The 21,511-nt window shown below is 72.2% G+C and carries 15 protein-coding genes; 5 read left to right on the forward strand and 10 right to left on the reverse strand.

Going from position 1 to position 21,511, the window contains the following annotated elements; all coding sequences use genetic code 11:
• Positions 1–96: 96 nt before the first annotated feature.
• Positions 97–2,310: a SpoIIE family protein phosphatase gene (locus ACFYXC_RS17185; RefSeq protein WP_389552182.1), complete on the reverse strand. Its 2,214-nt coding sequence runs from the start codon at positions 2,308–2,310 to the stop codon at positions 97–99.
• A 191-nt stretch (positions 2,311–2,501) separates the two neighbouring features.
• Between ACFYXC_RS17185 and aspS the strand changes: the two genes are divergently transcribed.
• Positions 2,502–4,271: an aspartate--tRNA ligase gene (gene aspS / locus ACFYXC_RS17190; RefSeq protein WP_389552185.1), complete on the forward strand. Its 1,770-nt coding sequence runs from the start codon at positions 2,502–2,504 to the stop codon at positions 4,269–4,271.
• A gap of 631 nt (positions 4,272–4,902) precedes the next feature.
• Here the strand turns inward: aspS and ACFYXC_RS17195 are convergent.
• Positions 4,903–5,379 carry a hypothetical protein gene (locus ACFYXC_RS17195; protein ID WP_388917631.1) on the reverse strand — a complete coding sequence of 159 codons (477 nt, stop codon included), beginning with the start codon at positions 5,377–5,379 and terminating at the stop codon, positions 4,903–4,905.
• A gap of 235 nt (positions 5,380–5,614) precedes the next feature.
• On the opposite strand from ACFYXC_RS17195, the gene ACFYXC_RS17200 reads away from it, so the two are divergent.
• Complete coding sequence (locus ACFYXC_RS17200; RefSeq protein ID WP_389552190.1) at positions 5,615–6,337, forward strand: class E sortase; 723 nt, start codon at positions 5,615–5,617, stop codon at positions 6,335–6,337.
• Here the strand turns inward: ACFYXC_RS17200 and metG are convergent, their stop codons facing one another.
• Positions 6,338–8,062 (reverse strand): methionine--tRNA ligase, encoded by a 1,725-nt coding sequence (metG, locus tag ACFYXC_RS17205; protein ID WP_389552193.1) that lies wholly within the window; start codon positions 8,060–8,062, stop codon positions 6,338–6,340.
• 185 nt (positions 8,063–8,247) lie between these two features.
• Positions 8,248–10,140: a VWA domain-containing protein gene (locus ACFYXC_RS17210; RefSeq protein ID WP_389552196.1), complete on the reverse strand. Its 1,893-nt coding sequence runs from the start codon at positions 10,138–10,140 to the stop codon at positions 8,248–8,250.
• Between the two features lie 246 nt (positions 10,141–10,386).
• Here ACFYXC_RS17210 and ACFYXC_RS17215 point away from each other — a divergent pair, with 246 nt between their 5' ends.
• The gene (locus tag ACFYXC_RS17215) at positions 10,387–12,468 is read left to right on the forward strand and encodes a PhoX family protein (RefSeq protein ID WP_389552824.1); all 2,082 of its coding nucleotides are present in this window, start codon (positions 10,387–10,389) and stop codon (positions 12,466–12,468) included.
• 91 nt (positions 12,469–12,559) lie between these two features.
• Here the strand turns inward: ACFYXC_RS17215 and ACFYXC_RS17220 are convergent, their stop codons facing one another.
• Positions 12,560–13,483 carry a LysR substrate-binding domain-containing protein gene (locus ACFYXC_RS17220; protein ID WP_389552198.1) on the reverse strand — a complete coding sequence of 308 codons (924 nt, stop codon included), beginning with the start codon at positions 13,481–13,483 and terminating at the stop codon, positions 12,560–12,562.
• Positions 13,484–13,670: 187 nt separating this feature from the next.
• Between ACFYXC_RS17220 and snpA the strand changes: the two genes are divergently transcribed.
• On the forward strand, positions 13,671–14,336 hold the full coding sequence (snpA, locus tag ACFYXC_RS17225; protein WP_389552201.1) for a snapalysin: 666 nt from the start codon (positions 13,671–13,673) through the stop codon (positions 14,334–14,336).
• Positions 14,337–14,439: 103 nt separating this feature from the next.
• On the opposite strand, the gene ACFYXC_RS17230 is transcribed toward snpA, so the two are convergent.
• Together ACFYXC_RS17230 and ACFYXC_RS17235 are read right to left on the reverse strand one after the other, a co-directional pair.
• Positions 14,440–15,489 carry an endonuclease/exonuclease/phosphatase family protein gene (locus ACFYXC_RS17230; protein WP_389552203.1) on the reverse strand — a complete coding sequence of 350 codons (1,050 nt, stop codon included), beginning with the start codon at positions 15,487–15,489 and terminating at the stop codon, positions 14,440–14,442.
• A 444-nt stretch (positions 15,490–15,933) separates the two neighbouring features.
• Positions 15,934–16,710: an alpha/beta fold hydrolase gene (locus ACFYXC_RS17235; protein WP_389552206.1), complete on the reverse strand. Its 777-nt coding sequence runs from the start codon at positions 16,708–16,710 to the stop codon at positions 15,934–15,936.
• Positions 16,711–16,790: 80 nt separating this feature from the next.
• On the opposite strand from ACFYXC_RS17235, the gene ACFYXC_RS17240 reads away from it, so the two are divergent.
• The gene (locus tag ACFYXC_RS17240; RefSeq protein ID WP_389552827.1) at positions 16,791–18,113 is read left to right on the forward strand and encodes a PLP-dependent aminotransferase family protein; all 1,323 of its coding nucleotides are present in this window, start codon (positions 16,791–16,793) and stop codon (positions 18,111–18,113) included.
• On the opposite strand, the gene ACFYXC_RS17245 is transcribed toward ACFYXC_RS17240, so the two are convergent.
• From ACFYXC_RS17245 to ACFYXC_RS17255, 3 genes are all read right to left on the reverse strand, one after another.
• Positions 18,028–18,912 carry a hypothetical protein gene (locus ACFYXC_RS17245; RefSeq protein ID WP_389552208.1) on the reverse strand — a complete coding sequence of 295 codons (885 nt, stop codon included), beginning with the start codon at positions 18,910–18,912 and terminating at the stop codon, positions 18,028–18,030. The two genes, ACFYXC_RS17240 and ACFYXC_RS17245, sit on opposite strands and share 86 nt — an antisense overlap.
• Positions 18,913–19,129: 217 nt before the next feature.
• Positions 19,130–19,990 carry an ABC transporter permease gene (locus tag ACFYXC_RS17250; RefSeq protein WP_388917654.1) on the reverse strand — a complete coding sequence of 287 codons (861 nt, stop codon included), beginning with the start codon at positions 19,988–19,990 and terminating at the stop codon, positions 19,130–19,132.
• The gene (locus ACFYXC_RS17255) at positions 19,987–21,048 is read right to left on the reverse strand and encodes an ATP-binding cassette domain-containing protein (protein ID WP_389552211.1); all 1,062 of its coding nucleotides are present in this window, start codon (positions 21,046–21,048) and stop codon (positions 19,987–19,989) included. The genes ACFYXC_RS17250 and ACFYXC_RS17255 overlap by 4 nt, the downstream gene beginning before the upstream one ends.
• Positions 21,049–21,511: the final 463 nt, after the last annotated feature.

Raw genomic sequence — 21,511 nt, forward strand, 5'->3', positions numbered from 1 at the left:
GGGCCCCCGTCCGACCCGGACGGGGGCCCACGTGTCGTGCGGGGTGATCGCGAAACCGCGGAACCGCAGGGCCGTGATCGCGGAACCGCGGAACCGTCACGCGTCGCCGGAGACCGTGGGCGTGGAGTCGCCGCCCGGCAACCCGGAGGCGGCCGCCCCGCCGGGCCCGGACCCGGCCCCCTCCTCGTAGAACTCGAACCAGATGTTCTTGCCCTCGCCCTGGGGGTCCACGCCCCATGCGTCGGCGAGCAGTTCCGTCAGGACCAGGCCCCGCCCGGAGGAGGCCAGTTCGCCGGGATGCCGCTTGTGGGGCAGGTCGTCGCTGCCGTCCGCCACCTGGATCCGTATCCGGCGGGCGCCCGCGGAGCCCGTCACCTCGGCGACGAGCAGCGCGTCCGCGTCCGTGTGGACGAGTACGTTCGTGACCATCTCGGAGAGCAGCAGGACCGCGGAGTCGACCTGGTCGGCGCAGGTCCAGTCGTGCAGGAACTCCCGGAGCTGCTGTCGGGCCACCGCGACCTTCTGGGGCTCGGCCTGCGCGACGGACAGCATGGTGCGCCGTGCGGCGGGCCGGGTGGGAGCCGCGGTGCCGGGATCGCAGCCCCCCTCCCCCGCCCGGCACAGCAGCAGCACGGCTATGTCGTCCTCGCGGCGGTCCGCCAGCGGCCCGGTCGCATGGTGCGAGGAGGGTCCGTGCACCCCCTGGACCAGCGCGTCGGCCAGTACCTCCATGTCACCGTCGTGGCTCTCCAGGATCTGCCGGATCCGCAGCCAGCCGGTGTCCAGGTCGTGTCCGCCGGTCTCGATCAGCCCGTCCGTGCACATCAGCATCGTCTCGCCGGGCTCCAGCACGAGCCGCGTCGTCGGGTAGTCGGCGTCCGGGTCGATGCCCAGCGGCAGCCCGCCGGCGGTGGACCGGCTCAGCACGGTCCCGTCCGCCATACGGATGGCCGGGTCCGGATGCCCGGCCCTGGCTATCTCCAGCACGCCGCTCTCCGGGTCCACCTCCACGTACAGGCAGGTCGCGAAGCGCAGGTCCGCCAGCTCGTCGTCGGACGTGATGCCGTACAGGAAACGCGAGGCGCGTGAGAGGACCGCGTCCGGGCGGTGCCCCTCGGAGGCGTAGGCCCGCAGCGCGATCCGGAGCTGGCCCATCAGGCCCGCGGCACGTACGTCGTGGCCCTGGACATCGCCGATGACCAGCGCGAAGCGGCCGCCTCCGGGGTTCGTCCGCGAGGTGCCGCCGGGCAGCGGGATCATGTCGTACCAGTCGCCGCCGACCTGCAGCCCGCCGCCCGTGGGCACGTACCGGGCCGCGACGCTCATCCCGGGGATCTTCGGCCCCAGGGTGGGCAGCATCGAGCGCTGGAGGCCGTCCGTGAGTTCCCGCTCCGACTCGGTGACCCCGGCCCGCGACAGGGCCTGGGCCAGCATCCGCGCCACCGTCGTCAGCACGGACCGTTCGTCGGGCGTGAAGGTGACCGGATACGTGAAGGCCGCCATCCAGGCGCCCATGGTGCGCCCCGCCACCGTGAGCGGCAGGAACGCCCAGGACTGGCGGCCGAAGTGCTGGGCGAGCGGCCAGGCGGCCGGATAGCGGCCGCGGTAGTCGTCCGGCGAGGAGAGGTAGACGGCACGGCCGGTGCGGACGACCTCCGCGGCCGGGTAGTCCGTGTCCAGCGGCATCTGGGAGAACGGGTCCTCGTCCCCCGGCCGCTGCCCGTGGTGGCCGATGACGGTGAGCCGGTCGGCCTCCGCGCCGAAGACCGCGAGCCCGTCCGGCGAGAACCCGGGCATCGACAGGCCGGCCGCGACCCGCAGCACCTCCGCCGTGGACCGTGCCTCGGCCAGCGCACGCCCCGCGTCCAGCAGGAACGCCTCGCGCGAGCGCCGCCAGTCACCCGTCACCGGCGTCCGCGCCGCGGCGCCCGGCGGCGGCTCGGTGACCTCCTGGAGGGTGCCGATCAGCTGGTACGACCCGGTGCGCGGGTCGATCGACGGCTTGGAACGGCTGCGTACGGTACGGAGCACGCGGCCCTGGTCGTCCATGACCCGCAGCCGCAGCTCGGCGAGCGTCCTCTCGGCGGCGGCGAGCTGGACGACCCCGTTGACCTCGTTCCAGTCGACGGGGTGGAAACGGGCCCGTACGCCCGCCTCCGTCAGCACGGTCGGTTCCGAGGGCAGGCCCAGGAGCCGGGCGGCCTCGGCGTCGAGGGTGACCTTCCCGGCGCCGTCGTCCCACCTCCACAGGCCGGTGGCGAGTGTGGCGAGGACATCCCCCACAGACGGAAGGGGATCACCTGTGCGCATTGACCCACTGTATGAACAGGTGAACGAAGGGTGCCACCGAGGCAGGTGGGACGGGGTGGGTGCCGGGCCCGGAGGACTGTCCCACGGGCCGGCCCGGCGACTATTGCGGACAGCGATCATGGGCCGGCCGGTACCCTTGCCTGTGTTTCACGTGAAACATGTCCCCGACCGCGAAGACTGGATGAACGACGATGCATCGGTACAGGTCCCACACCTGCGGCGAGCTCCGCGCCTCTGACGTCGGCACCGACGTCCGGCTGAGCGGCTGGCTGCACAATCGCCGAGACCTGGGCGGCATCCTCTTCATCGATCTGCGCGACCACTACGGCATCACGCAGCTCGTCGCCCGCCCCGGCACCCCCGCGTACGAGGCCCTCGACAAGGTCTCCAAGGAGTCCACCGTCCGGGTCGACGGCAAGGTCGTCTCCCGCGGCGCGGAGAACGTGAACGCGGAGCTGCCGACCGGCGAGATCGAGGTCGAGGTCGGCGAGGTCGAGCTGCTCGGCGCCGCCGCCCCGCTGCCCTTCACGATCAACACCGAGGACGGCGTGAACGAGGAGCGGCGCCTGGAGTACCGCTTCCTCGACCTGCGCCGCGAGCGCATGCACCGCAACATCCTGCTGCGCACGTCGGTCATCTCGGCGATCCGCCACAAGATGACGGCGCTGGGCTTCAACGAGATGGCGACCCCGATCCTCAGCGCCACCTCTCCCGAGGGCGCGCGCGACTTCGTCGTCCCGTCCCGCCTCAACCCGGGCCGCTTCTACGCCCTGCCGCAGGCACCGCAGCAGTTCAAGCAGCTGCTGATGATCTCGGGCTTCGACCGGTACTTCCAGATCGCGCCCTGCTTCCGCGACGAGGACGCGCGCGCCGACCGGTCGCCGGGCGAGTTCTACCAGCTCGACGTGGAGATGTCCTTCGTCGAGCAGGAGGATGTCTTCCAGCCGATCGAGAAGCTCATGACCGAGCTGTTCGAGGAGTTCGGCAACGGCCGCAACGTCACCTCCCCGTTCCCGCGGATCCCGTTCCGCGAGTCGATGCTGAAGTACGGCTCCGACAAGCCGGACCTGCGGGCCCAGCTGGAGCTGGCCGACATCACCGACATCTTCGAGGGCTCGGAGTTCAAGGCGTTCGCCGGCAAGCACGTACGGGCGCTGCCGGTGCCGGACGTGTCCGCGCAGCCCCGGAAGTTCTTCGACCAGCTCGGGGACTACGCGGTCTCGCAGGGCGCGAAGGGCCTCGCCTGGGTGCGGGTGGCCGAGGACGGCTCGCTGACGGGCCCGATCGCCAAGTTCCTCACCGAGGACAACGTCGCCGAGCTGACCAAGCGCTTGTCGCTGGCGGCCGGCCACGCGGTGTTCTTCGGCGCGGGCGAGTTCGACGAGGTCTCCAAGATCATGGGCGCGGTGCGCGTCGAGGCCGCCAAGCGCGCCGGTCACTTCGAGGAGGGCGTCTTCCGCTTCTGCTGGATCGTCGACTTCCCGATGTACGAGAAGGACGAGGAGACCGGGAAGATCGACTTCTCGCACAACCCGTTCTCGATGCCGCAGGGCGGTCTGGAGGCCCTGGAGACCCAGGACCCGCTGGACATCCTGGGCTGGCAGTACGACATCGTCTGCAACGGCGTCGAGCTGTCCTCCGGCGCCATCCGGAACCACGAGCCGGAGATCATGCTGAAGGCTTTCGAGATCGCGGGCTACGACCGCGACACGGTCGAGGAGCAGTTCGCGGGCATGCTGCGCGCGTTCCGCTTCGGCGCCCCTCCGCACGGCGGCATCGCCCCCGGCGTCGACCGCATCGTCATGCTCCTCGCCGACGAGCCGAACATCCGGGAGACCATCGCGTTCCCGCTGAACGGCAACGCGCAGGACCTGATGATGGGCGCGCCCACCGAGCTGGACGAGACGCGGCTGCGTGAGCTGCACCTCTCCGTGCGCAAGCCGGTGAACCCGGCGAAGTAGGACCGCGACGCACGCCACGTCGCCCCCGCACACGGCCGACGGGCCCGGAACCACGACGGTTCCGGGCCCGTTCGTCGTGCGCGATGCCGGGCAGAAGGGTGGGTGGCCGGGCGGCTCACAGGGTGCTCGTCGAGTGCGCACAGCACCGGGGAGTGGGATGACACGTACGAGGGTGAGGAGGGGACGGCCCCCGTGGGACGCCGGCGGTGCCGGACGAGATCACCGGAGGAGAACATGGCGAACATGGCATCGACCGTGCTGCTCGCACTGCTGCTGATCGCCGGAGCGGTGGTCGCGTGTCGCCTCCGGAGCCGGACGCGGGACCTGTCCGGCCCGGACGCGGAGGCCGACGCCGACCGGTGGGGGCTCCGCCGCGGCGGCGGCCTGCCCACCTCTGACGTACGGGCCGGCTCGAAAACCGGTTCCGGTGCCGGGGGCGACCGGAACGCGGAGCGGTCCCTGACGGACGCCACCGCATGCCTGCGTACCGCGCGCGGCGAACTGGCCGCCGCCCGGACCCCCGTCCAGTACGCGCAGGTGACGCGGACGGCCGTCGAGGGCCTGCACCACGTGCGCACGGCCCGCGCGGCCCTCGGCCTCGACCCCGGACCGCCGCTGCCGGAGGACGTGCTCAGGTGTCGTACGAGCCGTCCCAGGGCGGCCCGAAGCCCAGGCGGTCCGGATAGAGCTCGGCCCACGCCTCTCCCTCGTCCTCACCTGCCAGCAGGCCGAACAGCACACCGTCACGGGTGAGCCGGAAGGGCTGGACCGCGATGTCGGTGTAGCGGCGGCGCGGCAGGCTGCGGAGGAGTTTCGCGAGGTGGGCCTGGGCCTGGGAGAGCACCGAGTCCGGCCCGTGCGGGGCGCGTTGCTGCTCGGCCCAGGTGCCGGCGCACCAGATCTCCGAGTCACGGTGACGGCCCTGCGCGTCGAAGGTGTGGAGCACGGTGAAGAGGCGTTTGTGCTCCTCCCAGCCGTCGTCGGGGCGGAAGTCCTCGGGGAAGGCGTAGGTGACCGATCCCAGGAACTGCCCTTCCGCGTAGTGTCCGACGGCATCGGTGCGGTGGCGCGGCTCGTACGCGATCGGGACGACCTGGGGAACTGCCATGGCGAAACCATACGGATGATTCGTGCCCAGGCCAGGAGCGGGGTCCCGTAACGGGAACGGGAGCCGCGCACGCCGGTCCACGGCCCGAAGCCGGCCGGGGCCCGCGGGCCGCCGCCATACTGGGAACCCTGATAGCCCCTGCGCGGTCCGGCGACCCCGACACCGCGGCGTACTGGCGCAGTTCACCGAGTCATGCCTGGTCCACGGCCGGGCGAAGCAGCACGGGAGGGACCCGATGACGGCGGTCGACCACCTCTTCCGGCAGGGTCTCTCCGCCGTCCTCGCGGGCGCCGCCGTCGGACTGCTTCTCGGCTGCTCCGGAGGCGTGGGGGCCGCCGACGCGTCCTCGGGTGCCCCGGGACCGGTGTCCACCGTGACGGGGCCGGCGACCACCCCCGCCGAGCCCTCCCGGGACACCTCCCCGGCCCCGCCGACGCCCCGTGAGACCGGCCCCGGGAGCCGGGCGGCCGCCTCGCTCAGCATCCCGGCGATCCGGGTCGAGGACCTGCGCGTCGTCCCGTACGAGGGGACGACCGACGACCGGGAGGGCACGCGGATCCAGAACCGTGGCGTCGGCGCCAGCCCGTACGGCAGCCGGGGCGGTGTCGGGCCAGGTGAGGTGGGCAACTACCTGGTCACGGCGCACAGACTCTCCGCCGGAGGTCCGCTGCGGGATCTTCCGTCCCTCGACGAGGGCGACCCGGTCCGGGTCACCTCGGGCGGCACGGTCCACGAGTACGTGATCACCGGCACCCGCGAGACGTCCTTCCGCTCGGAACGCTCGCTGGCCGAACAGCGGGCGGCCGTACCCGGCTTCCCCGCCAGGCGGCCCACCCAGGCCATGATCACCATCTCCACCTGCGCCACCCCCGAGGACGACGCGGCAGGGAACCACTGGCGCGACGACCTGGGCAACCCCGAACACCGCATCGACAAGATCGGCGTACTCGTACGGTGACTACTCCGGTGCGCCGCCGAAGCGCTCCTTGTACGTTTCCAGGTCCTCGTCCGTGATCTTGGCGAAGAGGACCGGGGGGACCGTGAAGGGGGTGCCCGCGGGGAGGGCGGTCAGGGACCTCGCCTCTTCCTGGGTCACCCAGGTCGCCGTGTCGTCCGGCAGGGCGAAGGCCGCGCGCATGGCGGCCGAGGACGCCGGGATGAAGGGTTCCGAGACCACCGCGTAGAGGTGGATCAGGTTCATCGCCGTACGCAGCGTGAGGGCCGCGCCCTCCTGGTTCGTCTTGATCTCCAGCCAGGGGGCCTTCTCCTCCAGGTAGGAGTTGCCCGCCGACCACAGCGCGCGCAGGGCGGCCGCCGCCTTGCGGAACTGGAGCGCCTCCATCTGGGTCTCGTACTCGGCGAGGAGCGACGCGATCTCCTCGCCCAGCTTCGCCTCCGGCGCACCCGCCGCCGAACCCGCCGGGACCTCCTCGCCGAAGCGCTTCTTCGAGAAGGACAGGACGCGGTTGACGAAGTTGCCGAGGGTGTCGGCCAGATCCTTGTTGACCGTCGCCGTGAAGTGCTCCCACGTGAACGACGAGTCGTCCGACTCGGGGGCGTTGGCGATCAGGAAGTACCGCCAGTAGTCCGCGGGCAGGATGTCCAGGGCCTGGTCGGTGAAGACGCCCCGCTTCTGCGACGTGGAGAATTTGCCTCCGTAGTACGTCAGCCAGTTGAACGCCTTGAGCTGGTCGACCTTCTTCCACGGCTCCCGTACGCCCATCTCCGTGGCCGGGAACATCACGCTGTGGAAGGGGACGTTGTCCTTCGCCATGAACTCCGTGTAGCGCACGTCGGAGGCGCCCGCCGGCTCGTACCACCACGACTTCCAGTCCCGGTTCTCCTCCGGGACGGCGTCCGCCCACTCCTTCGTCGCGCCGATGTACTCGATCGGGGCGTCGAACCAGACGTAGAAGACCTTGCCCTCCGCCGCCAGCTCCGGCCAGGTGTCGGCCGGCACCGGGACGCCCCAGTCCAGGTCACGGGTGATCGCGCGGTCGTGCAGGCCCTCGGTCAGCCACTTGCGGGCGATGGAGGACGCGAGCTGCGGCCACTCGTCCGCGACCTCGTCGATCCACGCCTCCACCTCGCCCTGCAGCTTCGACTGGAGGAGGAAGAGGTGCTTCGTCTCGCGGACCTCGAGCTCCGTCGAACCCGAGATCGCCGAGCGCGGGCTGATCAGGTCGGTCGGGTCCAGGACGCGCGTGCAGTTCTCGCACTGGTCGCCGCGCGCCTTGTCGTAACCGCAGTGGGGGCACGTGCCCTCCACGTAACGGTCCGGCAGGAAGCGGCCGTCGGCCGGGGAGTACACCTGGCGGATGGCGCGTTCCTCGATGAAGCCGTTCTCGTTCAGGCGGCGGGCGAAGTGCTGCGTCAGCTCCGCGTTCTGCGGGGAGGAGCTGCGGCCGAAGTAGTCGAACGCCAGCTGGAAGCCGTCGTAGACGGCCTTCTGCGCGTCGTGCGCCTGGGCGCAGAACTCGGCGACCGGCAGGCCCCGCTCCTTCGCCGCCAGTTCGGCCGGCGTGCCGTGCTCGTCCGTCGCGCAGATGTAGAGCACCTCGTGGCCGCGCCGGCGGAGGTACCTGGCGTACACGTCCGCCGGGAGCATGGACCCCACCATGTTGCCCAGGTGCTTGATCCCGTTGATGTACGGAAGGGCGCTGGTGATGAGGTGTCGAGCCATTGCGGGCTGCTCCCGAGTCGCTGCGTGGGGTGACGGCGGGTCGGGTGACGCCTCGACCTCCGACCGTCTTACGAACCTTGGAATCGTAGCCGACATGGGTGGGCCGCCCGCTCCCCGTTTTACGGGACGAGAAGGGGCGGCCGGGGTGAGGGAGGTCGAGGCAGTTCGAGGGGCGGGCGGGGAGGCTACGGACGCCAGTTCGCCAGGACGCCCTCGTAGATCTCCGCGTCCGTGAGCTCGCGGGGCGTGGGGCCCGCGTGGAAGAAGGCGGTGTTGTCCGACTTCAGCTTGCGGAGGTAGTCGAACGCCTTGTTGTCCTGCTCGCCGAACGCGACGAAGGAGAAGAAGAGACCGGGGTGGCTCTTCGCCGCCGCCGTCAGCGCCTGGGTGGCCGGCGTCTTGGCGTCCGGGGCACCGTCCGTCTGGAAGACGACCAGACCGGGCTGCGCGGGAGTGCCCGACTTCTCGTGCAGGGCGATCACTTCCTCCACGGCCGCGTGATAGCTCGTACGGCCCATGCGGCCGAGGCCGGCGTGGAGTTCGTCGATCTTGTTCTCGTGCTCGGTGAGCGTGAGTTCGCCGGTGCCGTCCAGTTCCGTGGAGAAGAAGACGACCTGGACGCCCGCCTCCGGCGTCAGATGGGCCGCGAGGGCGAGGGTCTGCTCGCCGAGGGCCTGCGCGGAGCCGTCCTTGTAGTACGGGCGCATCGAGGCGGAGCGGTCCAGCACGAGGTAGACCCGGGCGCGGGCGCCGGTGAGGCCCTGGTTCTCAAGGGCGGTGGCGGCGGCGCGGTAGGCGGAGAGGAGGCCGGGGGCGCGGGACTCGACGTCGGCGAGGGCGGTGGCGGCGCCGCCCGCGGGGGCGGCGACCGCGGAGGCGTCGCCTTCAGGGGCGTCGGCCTCTGGGGCGTCGGCCTCAGGGGTGGTGGCTTCCGCTGTGGTGACTTCGGGTGTGGCTTCGGTGCTCGGTTCGGTAGCGGGTTCAGCCGCAACCTCGGCGACGGCGACGGCGGCAGCTTCGGCTTCGGCGGCAGGTTCGGCCTTCGCCTCGGACGGCTTCCGCGTGGCCTCGTCGGCTTCGGCGTCGGCGGCCGGCTCGTCCTCCGCCACCACCTCGGCGACGGCGGCTTCGACCTCGGCCTCCGCCGCGGACGCCTTCTCGGCGGCGGCCTCGGCCTCGGCCTCGGAGGCGACGACCGGCTCGGGTTCCGGCTCGGTCTCGGGCTCCGGGACGAGCTGGATGATCAGCTCGGGCTCGACGTCGACGACCACGGGCTCGGCCACCGGCTCGGCCTCGGCCGCGTCCTCTGTCTTGGCGGCGACCGGCTGCGCCTCGGCCACCACGGGCTCGGCCTTCTCAGCGGGGGCAGGCTCCGGCTCGATCTCCGGCTCCGGCGCCGTCTCGGCGACGGGTTCGGGCTTCGCCTCGGGCTCAGCGGCCGGTGCCGTCTCGGCGACGGGTTCGGGCTTCGGCTCGGGCTGGGCGGCCGGTGCCGTCTCGGCGGCGGGTTCGGGCTTCGTCTCGGGCTCAGCGGCCGGCGCGGCCTCGGCGGCGGGTTCGGGCTTCGCCTCGGGCTCGATCTCGGAGGGCGCGGGCGCGGCCTCGGCGGCAGGCTCGGCCCGCGTCTGCGCCTTCGCGGCGGGACCGGCCTCGGTCTCCTCCGCGGGCTCGGCCTCGGCCGCAGGCTTCGCCTGCTTCTCCCGGTCGGCCGGCGCCGCGGGCGCGGCCGCCTGCTTCGGGACCGTCACGTTGTCGAACGCCGCCGAGACCAGGTCGTCCACCACGGACGCCTTGGGCTCGGTCTTCGGTGCGGTCTTCGGTTCGGCCTCGTTCCCGGAACGGGACCCGGAGCCCGTGCCGGACCCGGAGCCCGTGCCGGACCCGGAGCCCGTGCGGGACTCCCCGGCGGGTGCGGGGACAGAAGCGTCAGGCTCGGCTGCCGCAGGCGTGGGCTCGGGAGCCGTCTCCTGCCGGGCCGCCGGCACGGTCGGCTCGGCGGCAGATGCGGAAGGGGCAGCGGCAGCGTCCCCCTTGCGTGACTTTCCGAACGCATTCCGCAGGCGGGTGAGAATGCCCATGTGCGCAACCCTTCGCATGAGTTGGTTCCGTCAATCCCTGGCCAGGACGGACACGTAAGGTTAGCCGCAGGATTCGGGGATCTTGGGCGGGGTCAATTATGCCCGCCAACTTAGGTTCGCCTTACCTCTCCTTTGCCTTGGCACCCCTGCGGACTCCGGGGGTTCACCACTCGTTCACCTCTTGGCTGCGCCCCCGAACGGGCGTGCCCTTAGCGTCACGCCAGACACAGACATAGGGGAGTGAACGTGCGCAACCTGCTGCCGCTGATCGGCTCGACCGGCTCACACCCGGGCGGCCGCTCCGAGATGACCTGCCGCTACCGCTGTGGTGACGCCTGCTTCCACCCGGCGCCCAACACCAGCGCCAACGAATACGTCGGCGACGTCATCGCCGGAGCGCTGAGCCGCCGATCCATGATGCGTGCCGCCGCCGCGGTGACCGTGACCACGGCGGCCGGGAGCGCGGTTCTCTCGGCCGGCGCGACCCCCGCCGCCGCCCAGCCGGCCACGGCCGCCGCCTCGCACGGCTCGCACGGTTCGAAGGGCAAGGCCGCCCGCGGCCTGCGCTTCACTCCCGTCGCGCCGAACACCGCCGACGCCGTGACCGTGCCCGAGGGCTACGGTCAGAACGTGGTCATCCGCTGGGGCGAGCCCATCCTGCGCGGCGCCCCGGCCTTCGACCCGGACCGGCAGACGGCCAGGGCGCAGGCCGGCCAGTTCGGTTACAACTGCGACTTCCTCGCGCTGCTCCCGCTGCCGGGTGAGCGCGGCCGCCAGTTGCTCGTGGCGAACCACGAGTACACGGACGAGATCCTGATGTTCAAGGGGTACGACCCCGCGAACCCGACCCGCGAGCAGGTGGAGATCGCCTGGGCCGCCCACGGTCTGGGCGTCGTCGTGGTCGAGGAGGACCGGCGCAGCGGCAAGCTCACCGCCGTGCCCCGCCACCACCTCAACCGGCGCGTCACCGCGACCACCGAGTTCCGGGTGACCGGTCCCGCGGCCGGCTCGGCCCTGCTGCGGACCTCCGCCGACCCGACCGGCAAGAAGGTCCTCGGCACGCTCAACAACTGCGCCGGCGGCGAGACCCCGTGGGGTACGACGCTGCACGGCGAGGAGAACTTCAACCAGTACTTCGCCAACGCGAGCCGTACGACGGACGCCCGCTACGGCATCGGCACCGGCGCCACCGAGCGCAAGTGGGAGCGGTTCGACAAGCGTTTCGACGTCGCCCAGGAGCCGAACGAGGTGCACCGCTTCGGCTACATCGTCGAGCTGGACCCGTACGACCCGACCTCGACGCCCCGCAAGCGCACCGCGCTCGGCCGGTTCAAGCACGAGGGCGCGACGATCCGTCTCACGGACGACGGCCGCCCGGTCGCCTACACCGGTGACGACGAGCGCTTCGACTACATGTACAAGTTCGTCGGCAGCAAGCGGATGCGCCACGGCAACAGCCGCGCCGCCCGCGAGCACAACCTGACCCTGCTCGACGAGGGCACGCTGTACGTCGCCAAGCTCACCGGCGACTCCCCGGCGATCGAGATCGACGGCACCGGCAAGCTCCCGGCCGACGGCGAGTTCGACGGCAGCGGTACGTGGATCCCGCTGGCCACCGCCACCGCGAAGGGCGCCGTCTCGCACGTCCCCGGCATGACCGCCGAGGAGGTGTACGTCTTCACGCGCCTCGCCGGCGACAAGGTGGGCGCCACGAAGATGGACCGCCCGGAGGACGTCCAGCCCTCCCCGCACACCGGCAAGGTGTACGTCGCCCTGACGAACAACACCAACCGCGGTGTCGGCTCCAACGCCAAGGCGGACGAGGCCAACCCGCGCAACGCCAACAAGCACGGGCACGTCCTGGAGCTCACCGAGCGCCGCAACCGCGCCGACGCCACCAGCTTCGCCTGGTCGCTGTTCCTCGTCGCGGGCGACCCGAAGGACCCGGCCACGTACTTCGCGGGCTACCCGAAGGACAAGGTCAGCCAGATCTCCTGCCCGGACAACGTGGCCTTCGACCCGCACGGCAACCTGTGGATCTCCACCGACGGTGCCCAGCTCGGTTCCCACGACGGCCTGTTCGGTGTGGCGACGAAGGGCGACCGGCGCGGTGAGCTGAAGCAGTTCCTGACCGTGCCGAAGGGTGCCGAGACCTGCGGCCCGATCGTCCAGGACCGCCGCGTCCTGGTGGCGGTGCAGCACCCGGGCGAGATCACCGGTGCGACCGTCGAGAACCCGGCGAGCGTCTGGCCCGACGGCCCCGGCAAGATGGTCCGCCCGGCGGTCGTGGCCGTCTGGCGCAAGGACGGCGGGGACATCGGCGTCTGAGCCCGACGCACCCATGACCGGGGGCGCCTCCTGAGACAGGGGGCGCCTCCGGTTCCTTTGCTCCAGGGACGCGCTCGCCCCCACCCGCCCGCTACACGCCGACCAGATCCAGCCACTCCCCGTAGCCGGGTGCCTCCCGGGCGACCTCCGCGTACGCCTCCCACAGCGCGGGAAAGACGAAGTCCACATCCGCCTCCGTACGGGCCGCGAGCATCAGCCGGACCCCCAGCGGGTCCCCCTGGATCCGCCGCACCGCCATCTCCGGACGCGGCTGGCACGTCGGCTGGCACACCGTGACGACCTCGCCGGTGGCGACCAGTGAGGCGGCCGTGTGGTAGTCCCCGTGCAGCACCCGCGGCCGCAGCCCGGCGGCCCGCAGCATGCGGTGCACGGCGTCCCACTCGCCGTCGACCGTCGGATCGATCATCCACCGGTCCTCGGCCAGGTCGGCGAGCCGGACCTCCGGATACGCGGCCGCCGGATGGTCGGCCGGCAGGGAGACGAACTGCGGCTCGCGTGCGACCAGCACGCGCAGCGCGAGCCCCTCCGGCACCCGCAGCGGACTGCCCTCCACCTCGTGCACGAAGGCCACGTCGAGCCGCCCGTCGGCGAGCATGCGCAGCAGGGCGTTCGGGGAGACGTCCATCTGCAGGACCGGCTCCCGCTGCCGTGCGCGCAGCCGCCGCAGCCAGCCCGCGAGGGCGCGGCTCGCGGTGGAACCGATCCGGAGCCGGTGTCCGTCGGCGTCCGTCGCGGCGGCCCGCGCCTCCGCGACGAGGGTGCGCATTTCGGCCACCAGCGGACGGGCGCGGCCGAGGACGACCAGCCCGAGCGGGGTCGGCCGGCAGCCGGTGCGTTCGCGGAGGAAGAGGGGGCCGCCGAGCTCCTGCTCGATGCGTTTGAGCTGGGTGCTCAACGAGGGCTGGGAGACGCCGAGCTGCCGGGCGGCCCGGTGCAGGCTGCCGGTGTCGGCTATGGCGCACAGCGCACGGAGGTGCCTCACCTCGAGGTCCATGGCGTCGGAGCCTAAGACGGAAGTTCAGCTTTCACCAGACGCACAAACCCCATCCAAAACTGGCGACTTGGACGGTCGGTTCCGGGCGGATAGCTGCGTCCTATCGCCGATTGGCATCATCACAGCGGCCGCACAGGCGCCGAAACTCACCGAGGACGACTTCACCCCCCACCCTGAGGAGTCCTCGATGCGCCTGTCCACACCCCTGCTCTCCGCCGCGGTCGGACTCGGCCTGACCGCGGCCGCGCTCGGTACGGTTCCGGCCGCCGCGGCCCCGGCCCCGGTGTCCTCCGGTGCCACCGCGGGCTACACCGCCTACAACGGCTCCGGCGAAGAGGCGAAGGCCAACCAGGCGTTCTTCGACGCCGTGCTGAAGTCCGTGGCGCAGAAGCGTGCCGCGAACCCGGACGCCGCCGCGGTCACCGTGGTCTACAACGCCTCGGCCGCGCCGACCTTCGCCTCCCAGATAGCCCGCAGCACGCAGATCTGGAACAGCTCCGTCACCAACGTCAGACTCCAGGCCGGCACCAGCGGCGCGAGCTTTACGTACCGCGAGGGCAACGACTCGCGTGGTTCGTACGCCTCCACGGACGGGCACGGGCGCGGCTACATCTTCCTCGACTACCGGCAGAACCAGCAGTACAACTCCACCCGCGTGACCGCCCACGAGACCGGGCACGTGCTCGGCCTCCCCGACCACTACTCCGGGCCGTGCAGCGAGCTGATGTCGGGCGGCGGTCCGGGCACGTCCTGCACGAACGCGACCCCCAACGCCGCTGAGCGGTCGCGGGTCAACCAGCTGTGGGCCAACGGGCTCGCGAAGGCGCTGGCGAAGGTCAACCAGGACCGGTAGGTCCCCCCAGGTCGCACCACCCCACCCCCCACGGACGTGGGCCGCCCCTCCTGCACAGAGGGCGGCCCACGTCGTCATGTCCGGGGTCGTCATGTCCGGGGGCTCACGGGTTCTTGTTGAGGGTCAGGTCGACGACCAGTGCCCGGTGGTCGGTGTTGTCGAGGTCCAGGAAGCGGGTCCTGTTCGCCGTGAAGCCGCGGGACACCAGGACGTGGTCGATCTGGGTGCCCAGGGGAGGGGCCGTCGGGGCGGGCCAGGTCGGGGTGCGGGTGTCGCCGGTGAGGCGGGCGCCGTCCATGAAGCCGGTGTCCAGGATGCGGCGGAAGGCCGCGTGGTCCTGCGAGGCGTTGAAGTCGCCGGCGACGACGGTGGGGCGGCCGACGTTCGCGGCGGCGTAGTCGCGCAGCGCGGACAGCTCCTTGCGCCAGGTGTCCAGGTGGGCGGGGAGCGGCGGCATGGGGTGGGCCAGCTGGAGCCGGATCTCGTGGCCGTCCACGTCGGCGGTGGCGCCGGGCATGCCCATGGTGGCGGGGATGCCCTTCGCGGCCTTCAGGGGATGCCGGCTGAGGATCACGGACCCCTCGGACTCGGGCCCCTCGACGGCCTGCCGGTACGGATAGACGACCGTCTCGCTCTTCCCGTCCTCGGCGCGCTGGGCCTTCCTGCCGAGCGCCTGCTGCAACGCCTTCTCACAGGTCTGCTCGCACTCCTGGACGAAGACGAAGTCGGGGCGCTGTTTCCTGACCGCCCCGATCAGTTCGTCCGTCGCCTGGCCGAACTCGACGTTCGCGGTGAGGACGCGGACCTCGGCGACCGGTACGCCTCCGGGTTCCATCGTTTTTCCGTACGGCTCGATGTACCAGGCGGTCACGCCGAGGGCGGCCACGCCCCAGACGAGGCCGACGCGCCAGCGGGACAGCGCGGCGAGGAGGAGGGCGATGCCGGTGGGGGCGAGGAGCCACGGCAGGAACGCGAGCAGCTGCGGTACGGGGGTCACGGCGTCGGTGTCGGCTACGCGGCAGCCGAGGACGACGCTCACGGCGAGGAGGAGCAGGCCGGCGAACCAGGCGCCTGCCCGGGTGCCGCCGCGCCGCGACAGCGGGACGTCGTCGTCCCGGGTCCACTCGCCCGTCTCAGCCGTCGCGCTCCGCAAGGCCGCGCCCCTTCCACCCCGTTCGCCCTGTGCCCGTGCATGGATCCTCCCTCAAGGACGGGGGCGGGGCGCGGGGGGTTGCTCCGCGGGGCCTTCGGTTCGGGTGCGGGTGGGTGGGGGTCGCCCGCGCAGTTCCCCGCGCCCCTGAAAGCCGGGCTGCGCCCTGGCTCCCGTCCTCGGGTGCCGGCCGCCGGGGGCTTGTCGCGCCGTTCCTCGCGCCCCTGGAGGGCGGGTTGCGGCCTGGCTCACGTGGTCGGGTGCCGGTGGGTGGGGGCTTGTCGCGCCGTTCCTCGCGCCCCTGGCGGGGCGGGGCTGGGGCGTGGCGCCGTGTTTTTGGGGGCGCGGGGAACTGCGCGACGATCAGCCCTCGCCGGGTCGCACGCGGCGGACGAGGTGTTCCTGACGGGGCGGGGGCGGGGCGCGGGCGCAGGCGGCGGACGAGGGTCAGAGGTGGGTCAACAGGGCGGACAGCGCACTGTTGAAGTCGGCGGGCTGTTCGAGGTTCGGCAGATGTGCCGCGCCGCGCACCACATGCAGGACCGAGTCCGGCAGAGCCTCGTGCATCGCCTCCGCATCCCCCACGGGAGTGAACCCGTCGTCCTCGCCCACCACCACCAGCGTGGGCACGGCGACCCGGGTCAGCAGTTCGCGGTAGTCGGGCCGCTCCGCCCGCCCGCGCAGGGCCGCCGCGGCCCCTTCCGGCGGCGCCGCCACCATCATGCGGCGGACGTGCGCCGCCACCTCCGGACGGGCGTACGGGGCGACCATCTCGTACAGGACCTCGTCGGCGTACCCGGCCATCCCCTCGCGCAGCAGCCGGTCGGCCGTCGCGGCACGGGACCTCCTCCCCGCCGGGGTCTCCGCGGCCGGAAAGGTGTCCGCGAGGACCAGGCCCCGTATGCGCCCGGGGAACAGGCGGTAGCACTCCATGGCGATCTGCCCGCCCATCGACAGTCCGCCGAGGACGAATTCGGGTACCCGGAGCTCGTCGAGGAGGGCCGCGACGTCCTCGGCGAAGACGGAGAGCGGGGTGACCCCGGGGACCACCGGGGACGCGCCGTAGCCGCGGAGGTCCGGGACGATCACCCGGCGGTCCGGGGAGAAGGCCGCCACCTGGGGGGCCCACATCGTGCGGTCGAAGGGATGGCCGTGGATCAGGACGAGGGGCAGCGCCGCGGAGTTCTGCGCGCCTTTGTCCTCGTATGCGAGGAAGGGAGCCATGTGACGGACCCTAGATCGCGTCAACTGGTCGGTGCAATAGGATCTTTGCCCTCGGTGCAATCGGAAGGGGAGCGGTGGATGTGGAGGACTACCGGCGTATCGCCGACCGGCTGGCAGAGGAGATCTACTCGGGACGGCTGAAGGCCGGCGAACGGCTGCCGCCGCAGCGGGTGTTCGCCCGGCGGCGGCGCATCGCGGGATCCACGGCCGGGCGGGTGTACGGGGAACTGGTACGGCGCGGGCTCGTCGTCGGCGAGGTCGGGCGCGGTACCTACGTACGGGCCTCGCCGGTGCCGTCGGGCCGGGCCCTCGCCGAGGCCACGCCCGACGTGAGCGTCAACCTGGAGCTCAACTACCCCAGTGTGCAGGGCCAGTCGGAGCTGCTGGCCGGCGGCCTCGCTCCGCTGCTGCGGGCCGACGTCCTGGACGACGCCACCCGTACCGTCCCCGCCACCGGGACCGCCGCCGCACGCGAGGCCGTCGCGGGGCTGCTGGCCGGATCCGGCTGGCGACCCCGCCCCGACCAGCTGCTCTTCGCGGGGAACGCCCGCCAGGCCATCGCGGGCGTCCTCGCCTCGCTGGTACGGCCCGGCGGGCGGGTCGGCGTCGAGGAGCTGACGTATCCGCTGGTCAAGGAGATCGCGGAGCGGATCGGCTGCCCGCTCGTACCGCTCGCCACGGACGAGGAGGGGCTGCGGCCCGACGCCGTCGCCGCCGCCCACCGCACCGCGCCGCTCTGCGCCCTGTACGTCCAGCCGACGCTGCACAACCCCACCTCGGTGACGGCCGGCGACGCGCGCAAACGCGAACTGGCCGCCGTGGTCCGTGCGTTGGACCTGCCCGTGGTGGAGGACCGTGTCTGGTCCTTCCTGCACGAGGAGGGCGTGCCGTTCGCCGCCTACGCCCCCGAGCGCGTCCATGTCGTCGACGGGCTGTCGAAACGGGTCGCCCCGGGGCTGACCGTCGGCTTCCTCGTCGCCCCCGGGGAACGGGTCGGCGCGGTGGCCGGCGCACTGCGGTCGGGCGGCTGGACGGCGGGGCGGTTCGCACTGGAGGCCGGCACGCGGTGGATCAGGGATGGGACCGTCGAACGGCTCGTCGCGCAGAAGCGGGCGGACGCGGCCCGGCGCCAGCGCGTCGTCGCCGAACTGCTCGGGGGGTTCACCGTGCGGGCCGATCCGTACGCGTACTACGCCTGGTGGGAACTGCCCGCGCCGTGGCGTGCGGACACCTTCACGGCGGCCGCCGCCGCGCGCGGTATCGCGGTCACTCCGGGACCCGCCTTCGCCGTGGGGCCGCGGGGCGCACCGGACGCCGTCAGGCTCGGGCTCGCGTCGGTTCCGGTGCCGGTGCTGGGACGGGCACTGCGGACGCTGCGCGACGTCGCGCGCGGAGGTCCGTGAGCCAGGTCGCCAGCGCCACCGCGAGGCCGAGGGCGAGGACGAACCAGGTGGCCGCGCGCAGCGTCTCGGTCAGGGCGTCGTAGACCGCGCCGGCCGCCGCGCGGGGGACGTGCGCGGGGAGGCCGTCGAGCGTCAGGGCGCGCCCCGCGACCGTGGCGAGGGCCAGCAGGGCGGCGCCCAGGGCCATGCCGAGGGCCGTGGCGGTGACGGCGCGGCGGCGGCGTACGGCCAGCAGGATGCCGCCGGCGGCCAGGGCGACCGCCGCCAGGGGGAGCCAGAAACCCGCGATCTCCAGCACGTGGAATCCTTTTCGCAGGGAGTTCAGCTCCTGGGCGCGCAGGACCGTGACCTCGGTGCGCGCGACGGGGATGCGGTCGGCCATCGGCACCCGGTCGTCGGCCAGCCGCGACTTCAGCTGGGCCGTGACCGGTGCCAGGTCGAGCGTGACGGCGCCCTCGCGGTCGCTGCGCAGGGCCCGCAGGACGGCGTCGTGCGCGGTGCGGTTCGCCGTGTTCCAGGCCGCGTGGAAGGCGTCCGTACCCGTGAAGGACCGGACCGCCCGGTGGACGTACGCGCGGACCTCCCTCTCCAGGGGGCCCGCCTCGACCTCGCTCATGATCCCGTCGGTGACCGTGTCCGCGATCACGTCCCGGACGCCGGGGCCGGTGGCGAGCGGTGCCATCGTGTCGACGTACCGCCCGGTGTCGCCGATCTCGTACTTCGCCCATGCCGAGAGGCCGCCCAGCGGCACGAGGACGCAGGCGAGCACGATCAGCAGCGCCGAGAGGACTTTCCGCACTCCTCAAGGAGGAACTCCGGCCGCGGCCCCCGCCACCGGGGCACGGCCGGGGTGCTGCATCCGGGCGCGGATTGCGTTCTTCCGGGGGATCCGACGGTCCGGTCCCTGGGCGGTCCTCAAGGCGGCCCTCGGTCCGGTCCCCGGGACGGACCCCAGGCCGGCCCTCGGGGCGGCCCTCGGTCCGGTCCCTGGGGAGGTTCTTCCTCCCCCGCCGTGGCTACTTGCGGTTGTAGAGCCGCATCGTGATCGGGCCGAAGACCGCGATCAGCGCGGCGGCCCAGCCCAGCGACCAGGCGATCCCGGCGCTCGGCCACGAGCCGTCCATCAGGCCGCGCACCGCCGAGGAGAGGTGGGTGACGGGGTTGTTGTTGACGAAGACCTGGAGCCAGCCCGGCATGGTCTCGGGGCGGACGAAGATGTCGCTGAGGAAGGTCAGCGGGAACAGGATCATCATGCTCATGCCCATGACCGACTTCTCGGTGCGCAGCAGCAGGCCGAACATCGTCCACACCCAGGAGAAGGCGAACGAGAAGACGATCAGCAGCAGAACCCCCGCCACCACTCCCTGGACGCCGCCGTCCGGACGGAAGCCCATGATCAGCCCGACGCTCAGCATCACGACCGACGCGATCGTGTAACGCAGCGCGTCGCCGAGCAGATAGCCGACCAGCGTCGACGGACGCCAGATGGGCAGCGAACGGAACCGGTCGAAGACGCCCTTCTCGATGTCGATGTTGACCGAGACGCCCGTGTACATGGTGATCATGACCACGGACATCACCAGGATGCCGGGCAGCAGGTACTGGATGTACTCCTGCGGCGAACCGGCGAGCGCGCCCCCGAACAGGTACGTGTACATCAGCACCATCATGATCGGGAACGCGGTCACGTCGAAGAGCTGCTCGGGGACGTGCTTGATCTTGAGGATCGCCCGCCAGCCGAAGGTGAGGGACGCCTGCAGGGCGTTCGGCCGGGGCGGCCGTTCGCCGGAGACCAGGACCGCGGCGAGGCTGTCGGCCCGGACCGGTGCGAGATCCGCGGCGTCCGCGGCGTTGGTGGACTGGGTCGCGGTGCTCATGCCGTGGCCTCTTTCTTCTGCGAGGGCTGCTGCGTGGGCTGTTGTGTCTCCGGGCGGCCGGCGGGCTCGTGCTCGGGCTTTCCGGTGAGGGCGAGGAACACCTCGTCCAGACTCGGCTGGCCCAGGGAGAAGTTGTCGACGGTGATGCCCGCGCGGGCGAGTTCGGCGAGGGCGCGGGACGCCTTCTCGGCGGCTCCGCTGCCGTGCGGGGTGCCGTTGCCGACCCGGGCCGTCAGGGCCACCGGGTCCGGCTCCAGCTGGACGTCCGCGTCGAGGGCCGCGCGGAGCAGCCGCTCGGCGTCCGGGCGCCGGTCGGCGTCCCGCAGCCGCACGTGCACGGCGCCCGCGCCCACCGACGCCTTCAGCTCGCCCTTGGTGCCCTCGGCGATCACCTTGCCCTTGTCGATGACGGCGATACGGGACGCCAGCTGGTCGGCCTCGTCCAGGTACTGCGTCGTCAGCAGGACCGTCGTGCCCTGGGCGACGACGGCCCGCACGATCTCCCAGACCTGGTTGCGGCTGCGCGGGTCCAGGCCCGTCGTCGGCTCGTCCAGGAACAGCAGGTCCGGGGTGTTGAGGATGGACGCGGCGATGTCGATACGGCGCCGCATGCCGCCCGAGTAGTTCTTCACCTGGCGGCCGGCCGCGTCCGACAGGCCGAAGGCGTCGAGGAGCTGGGCCGCGCGGTCGTACGAGGCCCTCTTGGAGTGGCCCGTCAGCCGGGCCAGCAGCACGAGGTTCTCCGTGCCGGTCAGGTCCTCGTCCACCGAGGCGTACTGGCCGGTGAGGCTCACCCGGCTGCGGACCGCGTCCGCCTCCCGTACGACGTCGTGGCCGAAGACGTGGGCCTCTCCGGCGTCCGGGCGCAGCAGGGTCGCCAGCATGCGGACGGTCGTCGTCTTGCCGGCGCCGTTCGGGCCGAGCAGGCCGTAGACCGTGCCCGACTCGATGCGCAGGTCCACTCCGTCGACCGCGCGGGTGTCGCCGAAGGTCTTCACCAGGCCGGCGGTCTCGATGGCCGGCCCGGCCCAGTGGTCGGTGCGGTTGCTGCTCGTCATGTCGGTCCGCCCATCGCGTCGTTCCGGTGGTTGTTCTTCGCTCGTCCGGTCCTTGCCGCTGGTGTCCAGGGTGCGCCTGCTGACCCTGAAGGGCATCGGTCCGGCGACGCAGTCCTCGCTCGGTCTCGAGGTGCAGACCCCCGGGGGTACGGAAACTCATCGGTCGGGCGGGGGTGGATCGGTCCGCCTCCGGTGGAGGGTTCACCCGAACGGGTGTTACCTGGTGGGGGGCGATGCCTCGGGCTCCGGCCGGGAGTGGGTGCCTGGTGGGTGGTGGTCCGAGGAACGGGTGGTCCGGGACGGGAACGAGTGAGTGAACCCGGACCACCACCACCCACCGCCGGCGGTGTCTGATCTCGTGGGTGTGGCGCGGGCCGCCCATGGCTGACCGCGCCCCTTAGGTGAGGGCGGTTCGGGGTGGTGTGTCTGGTGCGGGCCGCCCATGGCTGGTCGCGCAGTTCCC

Origin of the sequence: Streptomyces sp. NPDC002701 (assembly GCF_042889045.1) — a bacterium.
Taxonomy (GTDB): Bacteria; Actinomycetota; Actinomycetes; order Streptomycetales; family Streptomycetaceae; genus Streptomyces.